Annotated in this window: 12 protein-coding genes and 2 pseudogenes; 5 read left to right on the top strand and 9 right to left on the bottom strand. The window is 59.0% G+C overall.

The window, feature by feature from the left end:
* The first annotated feature begins 115 nt into the window (after nucleotides 1-115).
* Entirely contained in the window at nucleotides 116-1,225 is a 1,110-nt protein-coding gene (locus tag H8F21_RS19750) for a RidA family protein (RefSeq protein WP_203585166.1), read from the top strand.
* 127 nt (nucleotides 1,226-1,352) lie between these two features.
* Here H8F21_RS19750 and H8F21_RS19745 read toward each other — a convergent pair whose 3' ends face one another.
* From H8F21_RS19745 to H8F21_RS19730, 4 genes are all read right to left on the bottom strand, one after another.
* The gene (locus tag H8F21_RS19745; protein ID WP_203478347.1) at nucleotides 1,353-2,075 is read right to left on the bottom strand and encodes a murein L,D-transpeptidase catalytic domain family protein; all 723 of its coding nucleotides are present in this window, start codon (nucleotides 2,073-2,075) and stop codon (nucleotides 1,353-1,355) included.
* 99 nt (nucleotides 2,076-2,174) lie between these two features.
* Nucleotides 2,175-3,209: a L,D-transpeptidase gene (locus H8F21_RS19740; RefSeq protein ID WP_203478349.1), complete on the bottom strand. Its 1,035-nt coding sequence runs from the start codon at nucleotides 3,207-3,209 to the stop codon at nucleotides 2,175-2,177.
* Nucleotides 3,210-3,442: 233 nt separating this feature from the next.
* Nucleotides 3,443-4,225, bottom strand: a complete 783-nt coding sequence (locus H8F21_RS19735; protein ID WP_203478350.1) for an SIR2 family NAD-dependent protein deacylase — start codon at nucleotides 4,223-4,225, stop codon at nucleotides 3,443-3,445.
* A 10-nt stretch (nucleotides 4,226-4,235) separates the two neighbouring features.
* Nucleotides 4,236-4,823, bottom strand: a complete 588-nt coding sequence (locus tag H8F21_RS19730) for a hypothetical protein (protein ID WP_236043116.1) — start codon at nucleotides 4,821-4,823, stop codon at nucleotides 4,236-4,238.
* 295 nt (nucleotides 4,824-5,118) lie between these two features.
* On the opposite strand from H8F21_RS19730, the gene H8F21_RS19725 reads away from it, so the two are divergent.
* The 4 genes from H8F21_RS19725 (at nucleotide 5,119) to H8F21_RS19710 (ending at nucleotide 9,918) form a co-directional block, all read left to right on the top strand.
* Nucleotides 5,119-5,763, top strand: coding sequence for a hypothetical protein (locus H8F21_RS19725; RefSeq protein WP_203478353.1), 645 nt, complete (start codon nucleotides 5,119-5,121; stop codon nucleotides 5,761-5,763).
* A gap of 158 nt (nucleotides 5,764-5,921) precedes the next feature.
* A complete protein-coding gene (locus H8F21_RS19720) occupies nucleotides 5,922-6,461 on the top strand; it encodes an RNA polymerase sigma factor (RefSeq protein WP_203585165.1) in 540 nt (179 codons plus the stop codon).
* A complete protein-coding gene (locus tag H8F21_RS19715) occupies nucleotides 6,458-7,393 on the top strand; it encodes a FecR family protein (protein WP_203478357.1) in 936 nt (311 codons plus the stop codon). Before H8F21_RS19720 ends, H8F21_RS19715 begins: the two co-directional genes overlap by 4 nt.
* A gap of 125 nt (nucleotides 7,394-7,518) precedes the next feature.
* Nucleotides 7,519-9,918, top strand: coding sequence for a TonB-dependent siderophore receptor (locus H8F21_RS19710; protein ID WP_203478359.1), 2,400 nt, complete (start codon nucleotides 7,519-7,521; stop codon nucleotides 9,916-9,918).
* 134 nt (nucleotides 9,919-10,052) lie between these two features.
* Here H8F21_RS19710 and H8F21_RS19705 read toward each other — a convergent pair.
* The 5 genes and pseudogenes from H8F21_RS19705 to H8F21_RS19685 form a co-directional block, all read right to left on the bottom strand.
* Nucleotides 10,053-10,169 (bottom strand): annotated as a pseudogene (locus tag H8F21_RS19705) (cyclase family protein); the annotation flags it as partial.
* Between the two features lie 115 nt (nucleotides 10,170-10,284).
* Complete coding sequence (locus H8F21_RS19700) at nucleotides 10,285-12,495, bottom strand: xanthine dehydrogenase family protein molybdopterin-binding subunit (protein WP_203478361.1); 2,211 nt, start codon at nucleotides 12,493-12,495, stop codon at nucleotides 10,285-10,287.
* Nucleotides 12,495-13,490, bottom strand: a pseudogene (locus H8F21_RS19695) (FAD binding domain-containing protein). Before H8F21_RS19695 ends, H8F21_RS19700 begins: the two are co-directional and overlap by 1 nt.
* Complete coding sequence (locus H8F21_RS19690) at nucleotides 13,490-14,170, bottom strand: (2Fe-2S)-binding protein (RefSeq protein WP_203478363.1); 681 nt, start codon at nucleotides 14,168-14,170, stop codon at nucleotides 13,490-13,492. The pseudogene H8F21_RS19695 and the gene H8F21_RS19690 overlap by 1 nt, the downstream one beginning before the upstream one ends.
* Nucleotides 14,171-14,412: 242 nt before the next feature.
* On the bottom strand, nucleotides 14,413-16,836 hold the full coding sequence (locus H8F21_RS19685) for a TonB-dependent siderophore receptor (RefSeq protein WP_203478365.1): 2,424 nt from the start codon (nucleotides 16,834-16,836) through the stop codon (nucleotides 14,413-14,415).
* Nucleotides 16,837-16,862: the final 26 nt, after the last annotated feature.

The following is a 16,862-nucleotide window of genomic DNA, read 5'->3' as shown; positions in this document are numbered from 1 at the left end:
CGGGATGGCTCGGTTCGCTCAGACGCCAAACGATCGCGATGCTTCGGAGGCGGTATCTCGTTCAATTTCGTAATTAGCACGCTCCGATTTTTTAACTGACTGTTGCACTTGCTCCTTGAGGCCGCCATGCCTCAAGAACATCAAGGCGATTGTGGAAAGCATCGATCACGCGATGACCGACGTGGTGAGAATTACTATTTTCCTGAAAAACATCTCCGACCTTGACGCTGTACACGAAGTGTACGCAGCATTCTTTCCGGACTATGTCCCGGTACTGACAACCGTCGCCGTCGCGGCACTTCCCCTGGACGCGCTGGTTCAAATCGAAGCCCTGGTGTCGCATGGCGAAGGCACTATCCCCGGAGCGCCGCAAGCAGGTGATCTGATCAAAGTGGTGCGCAACACGGACAAAGCCCCAACGAGCCACCTGTCTGCGCAAACAGTCGCTTTTTCTCACTACAACAACCTTTCAGCACAACTGCCTATCGACCCAAGCACGGGCAAACGGGTGGGCGGCGGTATCAAGGAGCAAACTCAGCAGTGCCTGAAAAACATCAAGGCTATCCTCGAAAGTATCGATGTGCCGTTTGACGACATCGTCAAAATCAATATCTTCCTCACGGACCTCGCCAATGTTGCGGCGGTAAACGAAGTCTACACAACGTTCTTCCCAGACTCAGCGATTGCCAGGGCCGTCGCTTATGTGCCGGCGCGCACCATTGCAGCCGTGTCGGGCCTGCCGCTTAACGCGCTGGTGCAAATCGAAGCAGTCGTCTCCCACGGCGACGGGACACCACCACAGTTGGTCGAAGACCGTCATGGCATTGTCATCAAAGCACACAACACCGACAACGCCCCCACCTGCGGCCTGTCCACACAAACGGTAGCCTTCTCTCACTACAACCACATCTCTGCGCAACTGCCCATCGACCCGAAAACGCAGGCGATAGTGCCTGGCGGGGTGAAAAAGCAAGCCGAGCAATGCCTGAAAAACATCAAGGCGATTATTGAGAGCATCAACCACAGCATGAGCGATGTGGTGAAGGTGAACATCTTTTTGAAAAACATCGGCGACATTGCAGCGGTGGATGATGTTTACAGCACCTATTTCGCCAACGCCGCACCTGCACGCAGAACCGTTGGGGTGGGTGCATTGCCTAATGATGCGCTGATTCAAATCGATGTCACGGTGTCGCACGCTGAAGGTACGCCGCGCAAGGCATGACCGATATCGACAGTGGGGTTAAGTTCAAGCACTAAGAAACAGGTCACCGCCTGGTTGCGGCGGTGGCCTTGTCGATCGAATGTCCATGATCATTTCTTAAAAATAGCGCGTGCGGCTCCAGTACGCACTATTGCCCGATGCTGGCGAGCGCGTGATCAGCCATCGGGCAGCTCTGGTCGTTGAGGTAGCGCGATTTTTTCAGCCAGTCTTTTTGCGGGTAATAGGCGAACACGTAGCTACCGCGTTGCAGCGTATCGATCAGTTTGCCGGCAATGGCTGGCCGAACGGCAGGACACCCTTGGCTGCGACCCAGGCGTCCGAGACCGGGAACAACCTTGGGATCGGCATACGCGGCAGCATGCATGACAATCGCCCGCGACATGCTGTTGTCGTTGAACCCCGGTTCCAGCCCTTGCAGACGCAGCGAACGGCCGTGTTTACCGCTATAGGTTTTACCGGTCTCATACAGGCCGATGGAGGATTGGTAGCTGTTCGGGACGTTGGAAAACGTGGTCGGCACATCCGCGCCACTGTTCTTGCCATGGGCCACCCACTCCTCGAACAACAGTTTCCTGGCGCGCAAGTCAAACACCCACAAGCGCTTGTCACGTGAGGCCTTGGAGTAATCGATCACCGTCAGCAACTTGTCCGCATCGCTGTGACTGGCGCACGAATAAGCGGTGAGTGCCAGGGCCAGGGTGGAAAGACTGGCGTTCGGCGCCAATTGCTGCAGCTCGGCGGCGCTAGGCAGGGCCTGCGCGAAGGCGGTATGCCAAGCGCTGAGGAGTAACAGGCCAACACTGGCCACTGAGAGCCGGATGGCTCCCCGCAATGGTTCGAACATCGACATTGATTATCCTTTTTAAAAACCTGTCTGCTGGCTCAGCTTATTTGCCAGCAAAGCCCGCTCAAAGCCCGCTACCATGCTTGATTTTTGCGGAGTTTCCGATCATTTCTTGACCAACGGTTTAAGTTCTTCGCTGTCTTCGGTGCTGATCACTGTGAATTTTCCTTCGCTGCGGGTATCCCGAGTGGACGCCCAATCGGTGATCACCAGCATGGTGCCGACGTCCATCGCCGCGTATAGATGACGGCGAAATTCCGGGTTCATGTTCAATTGCCCCAATTGTTCATAGGGCGTACTCCCGTACTCCGGGTTGCTCAGAGCAACCACCGACCAGCGTAAGGGTAGCGCGGCGTCGAGCGTCAGGGCGGTGGGTTTTTGCAGCAACGAATACACCGCCATACCACTGCGATGCCGACTGCTTTCAAGTGACAGTGCTGGCGCCGAGCCAATCAACTGACCGCCGCGATACACGTAGGCGCGCAGGTCGGCGCGACTGATCAGGATCGACAGTGGCCCCGCCGTTGGGTCTGGATCGTTCCAGAACTGTTGGTTGTTCAATACCAGCGGGCCTTGGGCTTTGCCTTCGCTGACCGTAGGCGCCAGCACGCCTGGGTGATAGACCTCCACCGGTGCACTATGGGTGTCGGAAACGATGACGGTGGTCGAACTGAAACCGGTGATTTCATACAGCTTCTTGGCAAATTCCAACGGCAGGCGCACGCAGCCGTGCGACGCGGGGTAACCCGGTAAATGGCCTGCGTGCAGGGCAATGCCGTCCCATGTCAGGCGCTCCATGTACGGCATCGGTGCGCTGTTGTAGAGACTGGATTTATGCTCGACCTTTTTCTGCAGAATGCTGAAGACCCCAGTGGGGGTTTCCCGCCCTGCCTTGCCGCTGCTCACGGTACTGACGCCGATGGCGATGCCATTGCGATAAACGTAGGCACGTTGCTCGGTGAGGCTGACTACCACAGTTACCGGCCCCACCGGCGAGACCTGCGGGTACCAGAGAAACTGACCGGGTTTGAGACTTTCGAGTTGGTTCCTGAGCTCGGCCGGGCTCGGCACCTGCAGCGGAGCGGCCTCAATCAACGCAGCGGCAAGCAAAAGACCCATTCCGAGCGGTATGTGCAACATCGAATCCATCCTCATAGCACTATGATGCGAGCTTACGCGGAACATTCGCCATCGGGCAAATACCCTAACGGTAGCGGTGCAAACCAGGCAGGCGGAGATGTTCCTTGCAATTACCCAGCTTCCAGCTTGGGGCTTCACCACGCTCCGCAAGCGCGACGGGGCCCACGGCGAACACGTATTATCACGAGCCATGGTGATGCAGTAGAAAACGCAGTGGCCAGTGCAGTTCGAAATTACCGAATAAACTCGATCCTCTGTCGCCTGAACCCCTTTGCCAGCAATTGTGGCAATACCTCACTTGCTCGCCCCTCCAGCCAAAACTCCCGCGCGCCTCGGACACCCTTGGTGTCAGGATTGATATGCACCACGGTAGCCCCCGCTCGCCAGGCAATATCAGGTATTTGTGCTGCAGGTTCGACAACGCCCGATGTACCAACCGATAGCAGTACGTCACAGTCTTTGGCAGCGGCAAACGACTGCGCAAGAGCCTGGGTAGGGAGGCTTTCTCCGAACCACACTACGCCAGGGCGAAGCTTGCCACCGCAATGACCGCAACGCGGCGGCTCCAGGTGCCGCCCCTCTATGGGCTCATCGGGCGGCGGCAAAGGTTCGACAGCGAACCTGGCGCAAGCAAAACAACGTGGCGTGCTTAAACTTCCATGCAGATGGATAACATCAATACTGCCGGCACGCTCATGCAGGTCATCTACGTTCTGTGTGATCAGTGTCAGCTTCGCAACGTTGGCGGATAGTTCCGCAATCGCCCGATGGGCCAGATTGGGTTGCGCTTTGTACACCTGCATTCGCCGCCACTCATACCAGCCCCATACGAATGACGGATCTCGTCTAAAGGCTTCACGGGTAGCAAGGGCGGCGGGGTCGAAGCGTGCCCACAATCCCGATAGCGCATCACGGAACGTCGGAATTCCACTTTCCGCGGAAACGCCAGCGCCCGTAAACACCAGGACATGCTTGGCATGTTGTAGTGCATCGACCACGCCCTGATCAATTTCCACGGCAGGCACCTCAGTGTTTTCTTTTTACCAGTGCAACATAGATAGCAGACTGTCCACTCGCCGGGTCGATATAGTTTGCCGTGGACATGTCGCAAAGATGCACGGGCTCTAACGCCAGCTCAAGTTTTGGCGCGCCTGCATACCATTCTTCGTCGTCATGCAGCGCATGTTCGAAGGCCTGAAGCATTCCCGGGCAATCCTTGAACTGAGGATTCACAGCGTAACCGCCGGCTTGATCTTGGTAGAATCGATGAAACACTAGAAAGACCACCCCCCAGCGAATGACGTGGTCATTCGATTCGGTATTGGGTATTACCTTTTGCAGGTCTCGGCGGATTTCCCATATTTTCTGGTAGGCATTTTTATTATTGTGGACGACTTTGAACTCCATAGCATGGGGGGGCTGATCGCCTGTCTGATCCTCGATCCACACATCTACTTTTTTGCGCTCGGCAGCGATCAGCCAGCGGGGCACGTTGTGTCGCTCATCCAGAGGTTCGCCCAAGCCAAACCGGGCGCGATTAACGTCCAGGAGCGCTGCAGCTTCCAGACTCAACCAATGTTCAGGGGCCGCCGTGACGGCAATGGACATCAGCATGCGTCGGCGCTCCTCCTGCTGGAGATGAGTAATCAGGAAATCAAAAAATGAAGGTACAAAGGACATAAGTGCAGTCTGCGTTAGTAGGTTTGAGCAGTGGTTCGCCAACAGCATGTTGCATGCACGTGCGACGAAATGGGTCGCGGACGAGCGCAATCCAGTGAGTCCAGGCGCAGCTGATGATAAAGTCGTTGCGGCGTCGAACGCCCTATAGCCTAGAAGTAGCAGATCGAATATCCGACAACCTAGTGATACATTCGCAACTTAATCCATCCTCGGTTTTTCAGGGTTTTAGATGACGCTTACGTTCAAAACCGTGTATCACCGCATAATTGTTAGGCAATTTCCTTATGGACCAACCACCACATTGTCATCCATGGATGCGCCGGTTGATTCAGTGCCTGACCATTTTGCCAATGTTCTCTTCTTAATTGGCGCGCCTCGAGAGCACAGCTCGCTAGATACCAATATAGTGGTGACATTCTACGTTGATTCGGAACCGATGAAGCGCAACCTGAACGAGAACGAAGTTCAGGTGCTCTATGACGCAGGCGGCCCATTGAAAGAGACCTTTGTGCAATGGGCGATGTCACTGGTTGAGTTCATGCGCCTGATGCTGTTCAGGTTAGGGATGGTCAGTGTCGATTTTGCAGACCTTTTGACCGTTATTCATTTCTCAAGCTCCAAGCGTTTTCGATTTGAGAAAATCCCCTACGATGACCACGCCACCGTTCCATACGACAAACACACGGGGGCGGGCTACCGGACGCTTTACAGTTGCGTGGCAGGACCAGTAGATCTCTCACTGGCTCACTACTCGGACCTGCAAAGCACACTTGAGCTTCATAATCCTGGCTGCATCATGATTAAAACTGCGATGACCATTGCAGAGTACGACCCGCCGATGATGATGTTGCTTGGCGAGCCTATCAATACCTGATGGTTGTCCGGATCGATGAAGCCAGGTGCGATCTGTCGCGCGCTAAACACCACTCACCTAGATAGAACGCTAATAGCAATACTTCTTATTTACTTGGATTTGACAAAAGCTTAAGCTCCGTAGGCGGCCAGCCCGGTCGTGTCACAGAGCAGCCGACCGTGCCCTTTGCCCTTCCCTACCCGACAATTCCCCGGAGCCCGTCGCTGAATTGGCAAGGTATCGACCTGCGCTGGGCGTACAACGACCTGCTACTGAGCCTGAGTCGTCAGACCCGCTGCGTGCACCGCGCTTACGACGTGCTGCATGACGCCCTGTTGCGCTTTGCCCTGGCCCAGCATTCCCAGCCTGTGACTCAACCCAATGCGTACCTCAGGCAAGTCGCGCAATCGGTGTTGATCGACCACTACAGGCGCAATGACCGCTTGCAGCCGCTGCCTGATTATGAGGAAGCCCGCGATGAGCACGTTGCGCCTTCGGCAGAACACCTGCTCGACATCCAGCAACGGCTGACCGCTCTGCATCGTATTCTCGACTGCTTGCCACCGCGCTGTCGCGAGGTTTTCTGGCTGGCGCGCATCGAGGGCTATGCTCAGAAGGAAATCGCGATAAAGCTGGAAATTTCCCTGAACATGGTCGAGCGCCATATGGCCCGCGCCTTGGTCACCTTACGCGACGCCCGCGACTTGCTGCGCGCATGAATTCGATTCGCGAACAGGCAGCGTTGTGGTTTGCGCGCATGTACAACGCCGATGCCGCGCATCCTGAACACGCCGATTTTGACAACTGGCTCGCGGCCGACCCGCGCCATGTGGCTGAATACCGTGCCCTTGCCGAACTCTGGGGCGACTTCGCCTCTACCAAACGTACCGAGGCGCTGGCCAAAGCCATGGAGCGCAGCAATGCTCAGCGTCAGCGCCGCCGCTTGCTGCAAGGTGGCATGCTGGCCGTGTTGTTGGGAGTGGGCTGCACGCTGGGCTGGCACGCCCATCGATACGGCCCGCTGGAGCTTGATTTGCACACGGGCATTGGCGAACAACAGACGCAGCATCTGCGAGACGGAACCGAAATCATCCTCGATGCCGACACTCACCTGCACCTGCGCTATGAGCCCGGCCAGCGCCAGGCAGAACTGGTGCATGGTGAGGCAATCTTCCATGTCGCCCGCCAGCCGCAACGGCCCTTCGTCATTGACAGCGGTTTGGCACGGGTGCGGGTACTGGGCACCCGTTTCGTGGTCAATCGGCTGCCCGACCGGCTGCGGGTCAGTGTCGAAGAGGGTCGAGTGCAGGTCGACAGCCTTGCCCACAGCGGCGAAAGCCTGGTGCTGGGCGACGGTGAGGTTGCTGAAGTGGGCGCCGATGGCCACCTGCAGCGTTTGCCCCACGCCGCCACCGACGCCTTCACGTTCCAATCCGGCAGATTGGTGTTCGACCAGGCCGATTTGACCGAGGTTGCCGCCAGCCTGTCACGCTACCGGCAATCGCCCGTGCGCGCTGCGCCTGGCACCAGCGCGCGCGTCAGTGCTGTAGTGCAACTCGCCAATGTCGAAGGGTTCCTCCAGTCGCTGCCGCAGGTCGTCCCGGTGCGCTTGCGCGACGACGCGGGCACCACCGTGCTGCTGCCCCGCTAGGCCCTAGGGTCGGTCGAGTGAAATACCATTTGTCGGCTTTGCAAATAATTTTCATTTCGACATCAGGGTAAGTCGCCCTTCGCGCGTTAGTGCTACAGCAACCAAACACAAGAAGGAAACTCTGCATGTTGATGCAACCGACCCTGCGCGCCCTCTCGGCCGCAGTGGCCATGACGCTGGCCACCCAGGTGCTGGCCGCGCCGATCGATCTCGACCTGCCAGCACAGCCGCTGGCTACCTCGCTTCGTCAGCTGGGCGAAGCCGCAGGGTTGACCATCGCAGTCGACAGTGCGCTGGTGCAGGGTCGTCAGGCTCCGGCGGTCAGCGGCCAACTGGAGGCGCATGACGCCCTGTCGCGACTGCTGGCCGGCAGCGGCCTGAGTTACCAACAAAGCGGAAACACATTGATCGTCAGCCAGCCGAGCGCAGATGCCCTTGAGCTTAGCGCCACCAGCATCAACAGCGTCGGCCTCGGCGCCACCACCGAGGGCACCGGTTCCTACACCAGTGGATCCACCGCTACCGCAACCAAGCTTCCCTTGTCGATCCGTGAGACGCCTCAGGCAGTCAGTGTCATGACCCGCCAGCGCATGGAAGACCAGAACCTCACCCAGCTCCTGGACGTGGTCAAACAGGCCCCGGGGCTTAACGTCAACCAGGGTGGCAACGCCGGCTCGGATTCCAGCAACATTTACTCGCGCGGCTTCCAGGTAGAGAACTATCAGATCGATGGTTTGCAACGCCTGGACAGCAACTACAAGTCCGTGGCCCAGAGCAACGACATGATCCTCTACGACCGCGTCGAAATCATTCGCGGGGCCACCGGTTTGACCAATGGCGTGGGTACCCCCGGGGCCACCGTAAACTTGATTCGCAAGCGCCCGACCGCCGATTTCAAAAGCAGCGTCTCGGTCGCGACCGGCTCGTGGAATTACCAACGTAATGAAGTCGACGTAGGCGGTCCGCTGAATGACAGCGGCACCCTGCGCGCCCGCGTGGTCGGTGCCTACCAGGACAACGAGTCCTACATCGATCGATTCAACGAGCGCAAGAAAGTGTTCTACGGCGTGGTCGAAGCCGACCTCACGCCCGACACCTTGCTGACCTTTGGTATGGACTCGCAGTCCCACGAGGCCGATGACCATGCCCGCAGCGGTCGTCCGTTATTCAACAGCGACGGCTCGCGGGCCAAATGGTCCCGTTCGGATTCGGCGGCCGCCAGTTGGGCCTACTCCGACCGCAACTTCACGACCGCTTTCGCCACCCTCGAGCAAAACCTCACCGAGCGCTGGAAAGCCAAGCTGACGCTTAACCGCGATCGCTACGAATATGATGAAGTGCTCGGCTATGCCGCTGGCGGCAACCCCAATCCAGCCACCGGGGCCGGGGTCAATCTGTGGGCCGGGCGTTGGGAAGCCAAGCCGGTGCAGACCAGCGTCGATCTGAACATCGCCGGTAGTTTCGACCTCTGGGGCCTGGAGCACGACGCCGTCGTAGGCTATACCCGCCAGCACACCGAGTACCGTACCAACGGCTATCCGCTGTGGTGGTTCGATGGCTGGAGCAACGCTATCCCCAACATCTACACCTGGAACGGTGACACCCCTGGCAAGCCGCCGTTGCCAGCCACCAGCCGCATCGACTACCAGGAAGACCAGACTGCCACCTACGGTAGCACGCGCCTGCGCCTTACCAATGATCTCTCGCTGGTTCTCGGTGCTCGCGTCAACGACTGGAAAAACACGGTCAAGACCGACTACTACGACGCTACGCCAGACACTGATGAGCGCCGCAAGGAAACCGGTGTGGTCACGCCGTTTGCCGGGGTGGTCTATGACCTGGACGAACACTGGTCGGTGTATGCCAGCTATACCAGCATCTTCAAACCGCAGAGCAACAAGGACATCAACGGTCAGTACATCGACCCGCTCGAAGGCGACGGTTACGAGGTGGGCAGCAAGGCCGCGTTCTTCGACGATCGCCTGAACCTTGGTCTGGCGTTGTATGAGATCAAGCAGGACAACCTCGCCGTCCTCATCGAGCCTAACGTTCCGGTTCCCGGCGGTGGCTTCGCCTACCGCGCCGAGTCCGGCACCAAGACCCGTGGTTTCGAACTGGAAATGAGCGGTGAATTGGCCCCGGACTGGCAAGCCAGCGCCAGCTTCAGCCGTAACATCGTGCAGGACGCCGCGGGCAGCAAGCTCAACACCAATGTTCCGCAAAACACCTTCAAGCTGTTCACCACCTACACCATGCGCGGTATCGGCAACGGCTTGACCGTGGGCGGTGGCGCGAACTGGCAGAGCGAGATCTACAGCAACAACCAGGGCCCCAACCGCGTGCGCTTCACCCAGGGTGACTACGCAGTGGTCGACCTGATGGCGCGCTACCCGATCACCCGCCAGTTGAGTGCGACCGCCAACGTCAACAACCTGTTCGACAAGGAGTACTACACCAACACCGCCGGCAGCAGCTACTACGGCACCCCGCGTAACGCCACGGTCGGTCTTAAATACGACTTCTAGTGCATCTGGGAGGTGTCCAGCTGGTTAACTGGGCACCGCAGACACGGGCGGCGCCCAGGAGGCGCTACCCAATGCCCGAAATCGAGTTGAGCCTGACGATCGGACAAACCATCGCCAGGCGCCGCTTGATACCCTCAGTGTACGGCTAAGGCCATCGGTCGCATCGGCGCTGCATCGGCGCCGCGCAGCTTCAAAGAGGCGCCCACGAAGGCAAATTGGTATACGCGATCTTTGGACAAGCCTTCCAGATTCTGCCCAGCAAGCTCATCTTGCCGTGGAGCGTCACCGGTTGCCTGCTGGCTTTTCTCGATCACCGGAACGCTTGCATGCATCATGCCCGGACTTGCCTGAACATCCCCCGCGCACTCAAAGTGTCATCAGCTTTTCCTTGGTAATCGGCAAGTTGCGAATGCGTTTCCCAGTGGCGTGGTAAACCGCGTTTGCCACCGCCGCAGCCAGGCCGGTCACGCCGATCTCACCGATCCCACGGGCACCAAATTCACTGAGGTTGTAGTCCGGATAATCCAGCAAGGTGACATCGATATCGGGCGAGTCGGCATGCACCGGCACCACGTATTCCGCATAGTTATTGTTCACCGGCAAGCCGCTGCGCGGATCATTTTCACCTGCCTCGAACAGCGCCATGCCCAGGCCCATGATGATCGCGCCCTCGACCTGATTGCGCGCCGCCAACGGGTTGACCACTTTGCCAACATCAATGGCGCTGACCACGCGCGCTACACGCAGGCGCGAGATACCCGGATCCCAGCGTACCTCGACAAAGTGCACACCGAACGAGCGATAGGAGAATTCACCATCCTTTGCGCCGCTCTGGAAACTGCCTTCGGCGCGGCCCAAGCGCTGATGGACCAGCACATCGGCAAAGTCGACCCGCTGGCTACCGTTGACCAGTTGGCCGTTCTCTACCTTCAGGTCATCGGCCTTGGCGCCGGCGAGCAACCCACCGTCCATGACCGCGTACTGCCGCAAGGTTGCCAATGCCGCCCGGGTTGCACCGGCGATGGCCGGCAGGATGCTGGCTGTGGCCCACGAGCCGCCCGCCAAAGCCCCTGGTGGAAACGTCGAACTGCCCAGCTCAACGCCAATACGCTCGAACGGCAGCCCTGTCAGCTGTGCAACCGTCTGCGCGACCACTGTGTAAGTGCCGGTGCCGATATCCTGCTGCCCGCACTGGGCCAGCACAGTGCCATCCGAACGAATGATCACGCGGGCATCGGTGGGTACCTGAAAAGCCTCCCAATTACAGGCGCCCATGCCATAGCCAATCAGCTCATCGCCGTCGCGCATGGAGCCAACATCGGCGTTGCGTGCATGCCAGCCAAATCGCTTTGCGGCGGTATCGATCGCCTCGGGAAGATGGTTGCTCGACCATGGCAGATCCAGGCTCTCATCGCGGCTGGCCAAGTTGAGTGTGCGAAACGCCAGCGGATCGGCACCGCGCAACAGCGCCAGCTCGTCGATTGCCGACTCCAGGGCAAACAGGCCCGGCGCAGCGCCAGGTGCACGCATGGATGTCGGGGTGCCTCGATTGAGTGGACTGCTTTTGTGACTGACCAATACGTTTGCACAGGCATACAAACTGCGGGTGACGCTACCGCAGGTTTCGACATACGCATCGGTGGGCGAAGTGCTGTTCACCGATTCATGCCGAATCGACACCAGCCTGCCGTCTTTATCGGTGGCAAGGCGAATGCGCTGCGAAGTTTCCGGGCGATGCCCGCTGGTGGTGAACATCTGCGCCCTGGGCAGCACCAATTGCACCGGGCGCTGCACCACCTTGGCGGCGCCGCAGGCGGCAATGGCGTGCGGCCAAGGCCACAATTTGCTGCCAAAACCAGAACCGATGAAGGGCGCATGCACTTCGACGCGATCGGGTGGCAGGTCAAAGACATTGGCCAGCACGTTGCGGTGATTGACCACCCCTTGGGTGCCCTCATAGACATACAGCTTGCCGTCGCGCCAATAGGCCGTGGTGGCATGCATCTCCATCGGATTGTGAACTTCCACCGGCGTGGTGTACGTCTGATCCAACCGCGTGGTTGCCGTTTGCCAAGCCGCATCCGCATCGCCTCGGCGGTGCCCGCCCCCACCTTCACGCACGCCGTTCTGACGCAGTGCCTCGCTGAGGTTGCTGATGGCCGGCTTTTGCGCGTACTCGACCTTGACCTCGAACGAGGCTGCGCGAGCCTGCTCGAAGGTTTGCGCAACGACCAACGCCACAAATTGCCCCGGATAAGAGACCACATCGTCTTCAAAGGGCAAGCGACGCTCATCAACCTTGGCAGCACTGAGAATGTCCTTGAAACTCATGGCCACATCCGGGGTGCGGTGCAACTTCGGAAAGTTACCGTGGTGCAACACGGCAACCACCCCCGGCATCGCCCGTGCCTGCGTATCATCGATGGCGACGATCCGGCCATTGGCAATGGTGCTGAACACGCCATAGGCATAGGTCATGTCTGCAAGCGCATGATCGGCCGCGTAGCGCGCGGCGCCCGTCACCTTCAAACCGCCGTCGATACGCTTGTGGGGGGTGCCAATTATGGACTGACTCATCAGCGTGTGCTCCTGGCGGCAAGATCGCGCAGATTGCGCGTCACCACCTGCTGGCCCAACGGAATCTTGAACGCGTTGTGTTGGTAAGCCTGGGCGCCTTACATGGCAAGCTCTCCTACCTGAGTGAAGAGTTCGAGGCCGGCTTGCTTGCCGACCAGGGCACGCTCGGCTTCGGGGGCACGCCAAGGCTTGGTGCCCACCCCGCCAAGGGCAATTCGCGCCTGGGTAATGCGCTGACCGTCCATCACCACAATGACTGCACTCGAAGCCAGGGCGAATTGGTAGGAATCCCGGTCGCGCAGTTTCAGGTAGGCAGAGCGGCTATTGGCCAGGGGCGCATCCAGGGTCACATAGGTGATTAGTTCATGGGGCTGGAGTGCGTGCTCTTCCCAGGGTGTCTGCCCCGGCAGCTTGTGGAAGTCGGCAAAGGCTATCTCGCGTATCCCGTTCGGGCCTTGCAGCGTTACCTGCGCCCCAATGGCGGCAATGGCCACGCACATGTCCGAAGGATGACAGGCGATGCACTGCTCGCTGGTACCCAGCACGGCATGAACGCTGCGGTTGTGGCCATCAATGGCCGCACAGCCGGCGCCAGGCTTGCGCTTGTTGCACGGTGAAACACCGTCGCGAAAGTAGTTGCAGCGCACCCGTTGCATGAGATTGCCGGCGGTCGTGGCCTTGTTGCGCAATTGCGTAGAAGCACCCGCCAAAATCGCCTCGGACAGCACCGCATACTGCTCGCGGATCAACGCATGATTGGCCAACTCGGTGTTGCTGACGAGCGCGCCGATGCGCAGGCGTCCATCGGCAAGGGGTTCAATTTGCTTGAGCGCGAGGTGATTGATGTCCACCAGTCGGTCAGGTTGCATGACATCCAGCTTCACCAGATCCAACAACGTGGTGCCCCCGGCCAAATAGCATGGCTGGCCTGGCGCGACGTGACTGCTGATGGCCTGTGCAGGCGATTGCGCGCGGGTGTAGTCGAAAGTACGCATCAGGCTACCCCTCCCATCTTGCCACGTGCCGACTGAATGGCAGCAAGAATGTTCTTGTAGGCACCGCACCGGCAGATATTGCCGCTCATGGCTTCCTTGACGCTGGCATCATCCGCGCCGATGGCAGGATCATTGAGCAGCGCCACGGCACTCATGATCTGACCGCTGGTGCAGTAGCCGCACTGGTACGCGTCGTGGTCCCAGAAGGCCTGCTGAACCGGGTGCAACGCGTCACCCTGGGCCAGGCCCTCAATGGTTGTGATGCTATCGCCGTCGTGCTGCAGGGCAATTGAAAGGCAGGAATTTATCGCCACGCCGTTGACCAACAAGGTACAGGCGCCACACTGGCCATGGTCACAACCCTTCTTGGTGCCGGTGAGCTGCAGGCGGTCACGCACGACATCGAGCAGTATGGCGTTGGCCGGAACATTGAGCGTGTGCAACTGACCGTTGACGTTGAGCTCAAGGCGTTGCTCACCCGCTTTGGGGGCGCCTGCCTCCTCGATCACCTCTGGCGCTGACGGAGCAGCACCCATGCCCTCCGGTATCCAGGTCGCCACGGTAGCGGCGGCGATTCCCGAAACGCCGAACTTGAGGAAATGACGCCGTGAAGGCTCGAGGTCGGGTCGCCCGCTGTCTGTTGAAGGTTCGTGTTCGTCTGCACCCTTACTCTGCGTCATCAGGATTCACCTTTATTATCCGAACAGGCACCAGGCGCCCCAGCATTCGCACATGCGGTGTAAGCGCTGCGTTACTGAGCGTAGTGCACTTGTCTGCATCACTGCGATGGCCACTGACTGTGCGATTCGCACCGGGGCACTTGAGTTCAATCCATCTGGCGGATTGGCAATGATCGAGTCGGATTGGCGATGACGTGGAAGGGGGTGTCTGGCCGCTGGTCCTTCAGCGGCTGGGCACAACGTCAAAACACCGGTGTGTATTTGACGCTGAACATCACGTTGCGGGGGTCGCCATAGTAGTTGTTGTAGTCAATGGTGCTGTACGCCGGCAGGTAGTACTTCTTGTCGAACAGGTTGTTCAGGTTTGCCGCCACGCTGACTTCATCATTGATCCTGTAGGCAATGCGCGCATCCCACACTGCGTAACCTGGCAGGTCGAATTTATGGTCATACGACGTGGTACCGGTAACGGCGGTTGTACCGAGGCCGACCGACGTGCGGTTCCAGTCGCCCGGCAAGGTGTACTCACCCCACAGTTTCAGTTGGTGCTTGGGCGTCCAGGTGCTGAACACCTTGCCTTTGTAGTCGGCGTCCTCAAGGTACTTGGTGGTGTTGTAGACATACCCTGCCATCATTTGCAGGCCATTGAGCACTTCACCGCTGATCTGCGCCTCCAGCCCCTGGCTGCGTACCTTGCCCGAGGCTTTCGAGCAATACCAACCGTCACAGTCCATATCGCCGTTGCGATCGAGCATGGCGCGGTTTTCCTGATCGTAGCGAAACAGCGCAATCGAAGTATTCACCGCGCCGTCGTACAACTCGCCCTTCAAGCCCAACTCGTAGTTGCTGCCTGTGACCGGTTCGACCACCGAACCTGAGGCAGTACGTGCAGTCTGCGGCTGGAATACATCGGTGTAACTGGTGTAGACCGACCACTGATCATTGAGGTCGTACACAAGGCCTGCGTAAGGCGAAACCTTGCCGCTGGTGGAGGTAGTCGACTCGCTATAACCGGTATGGTCGAAACCTTCACCGGAATAGGTGTAGTCAAACCAGCTGGTGCGGGCCCCAAGGATCAGTTTCAGTGGCTCGGTCAGGTTGACCGACCAGCGCGTGTAGAAGCCCTTTTGCTCGACCTCGTACGCCGTGAGCTGACCGAGACCCCGACGCGCCAACTCGTAGATGTCGGGCATCGGACGGTGATGATCGACATTGGAAGAATCCGCCAATGGAGTGGGCGCACGCGCCCAGCGGTCGTCGGTTTCGATATGCGAGTAGTTGGCGCCGAGCAAGAAGGTCTGTTCAAAGCCAAAGCCGGTGAATTGGCCGTCCAGGTACAGGTCAAGGCCTTTGCTATGGGTGGTGAAGTCGGTGCTCCAGTCGATGTAGTTGTTCTTGGTCGAGCCATTGGTTGGCAAGGCATCCCACAGCGCCTGGTAGGTCGCGCCATTGTGTTCGCTCATGTATACGCCGGCAGCCTTGACCCGCCAGTTGTCATCAAGGCGATAGCTGGCGTCGAGAAACACACTGTTCTGATCGTTGTTGGCCCGGTTCCAGTCGGCGCCCACATAGGATGAACGCGGCCAATCGGGGTTACCGCCGTCGGCGAAGCGCGGTATGCCGAGCATGGCCGGTCGCGAGTGCCCTTTTTGATTGGTCATGCCGATGCCCACGGTCAGGTCCGGGCTGAAGTCGTAGTCGATAGCGCCGTACACCGTCTGGTTCCAGCCGCGAACATAGTCGACGAACGAACCGCTGTCGCTCTGGTTGACTACGGTGCGGCCGCGCAGGGTGCCGCTTTCATTCAGCGGTCCGCCAGCATCCAATTGCAGGCCATAGCGGTCCCAGGAACCGGCCTTGCCGGTGAGGCTGACAGTTGCCTTCTGCTGACCGCGCTTGCGCACCAGGTTCATTGCCCCACCCGGGCTGTCACCGCCCTGGAGCAACGCCGCCGGGCCGCGAAGAATTTCGGCGCGGTCGTAGATGCTCAAGTCTTCGGTCAGGTAGCTACCCAAGGAGTAGGTGTTGCGTGGAATCGGCACGCCGTCGTACTGGATGGTGTCGATGCTGAAGCCACGGGAATAGATGAACAATCCCGAGCCAGGCGACTTGGCTGGGGTAAGACCTGGGGTGCGGGCGATCAGATCGGCGATGGTCTCGGTGTTCTGATCGTCCATTTGCTTACGGGTCATTACCGTCACAGACTGCGGTATGTCCTTGAGCTTCTGCACGCCTTTGCCCAGGGTCACGGCACCCGAGGTATAGGAGTGACTGCCCTCGGTGGTGGCCAGCGGCTGGCGCCCGATGATGCTTGAGGTTTCCAACTCCAACGCACCATTGCTGGGTTCGGCAGGCAGCGCAATCAGGTATTGGCCGTCGGCGGTGACACTCAGGATCAGACTGCTGTTAGCGATCAGGTAACCCAGTGCCTGCGCTACGCTCAGGCGTTGATTCAGTGCCGGTGCCTGGACCGCATGGGTGGCATCGGTGTTGAACAGAATGCGCGCCCCCGTCTGCCTGGCCAGCGCGCTAATCGACTGGTCCAGTGCCTGCGCCGGTAGGTCGAAACGGTATTGCGCCTGTTCGGCATGCAGCGGTGCGGCAACAACAAGGCTGACGCTCGCCACCAGCAGCGGACGGTACAAAGGATTGAAAGTTGACGTCATGGGATCCCTATTGAAACCAGTAAGAG

It is taken from the genome of Pseudomonas arcuscaelestis, from assembly GCF_016881005.1.
GTDB lineage: Bacteria > Pseudomonadota > Gammaproteobacteria > Pseudomonadales > Pseudomonadaceae > Aquipseudomonas > Aquipseudomonas arcuscaelestis.
Note: the sequence above shows the minus strand (reverse complement) of the source record. Positions and strands in the feature narration are given on the sequence as shown.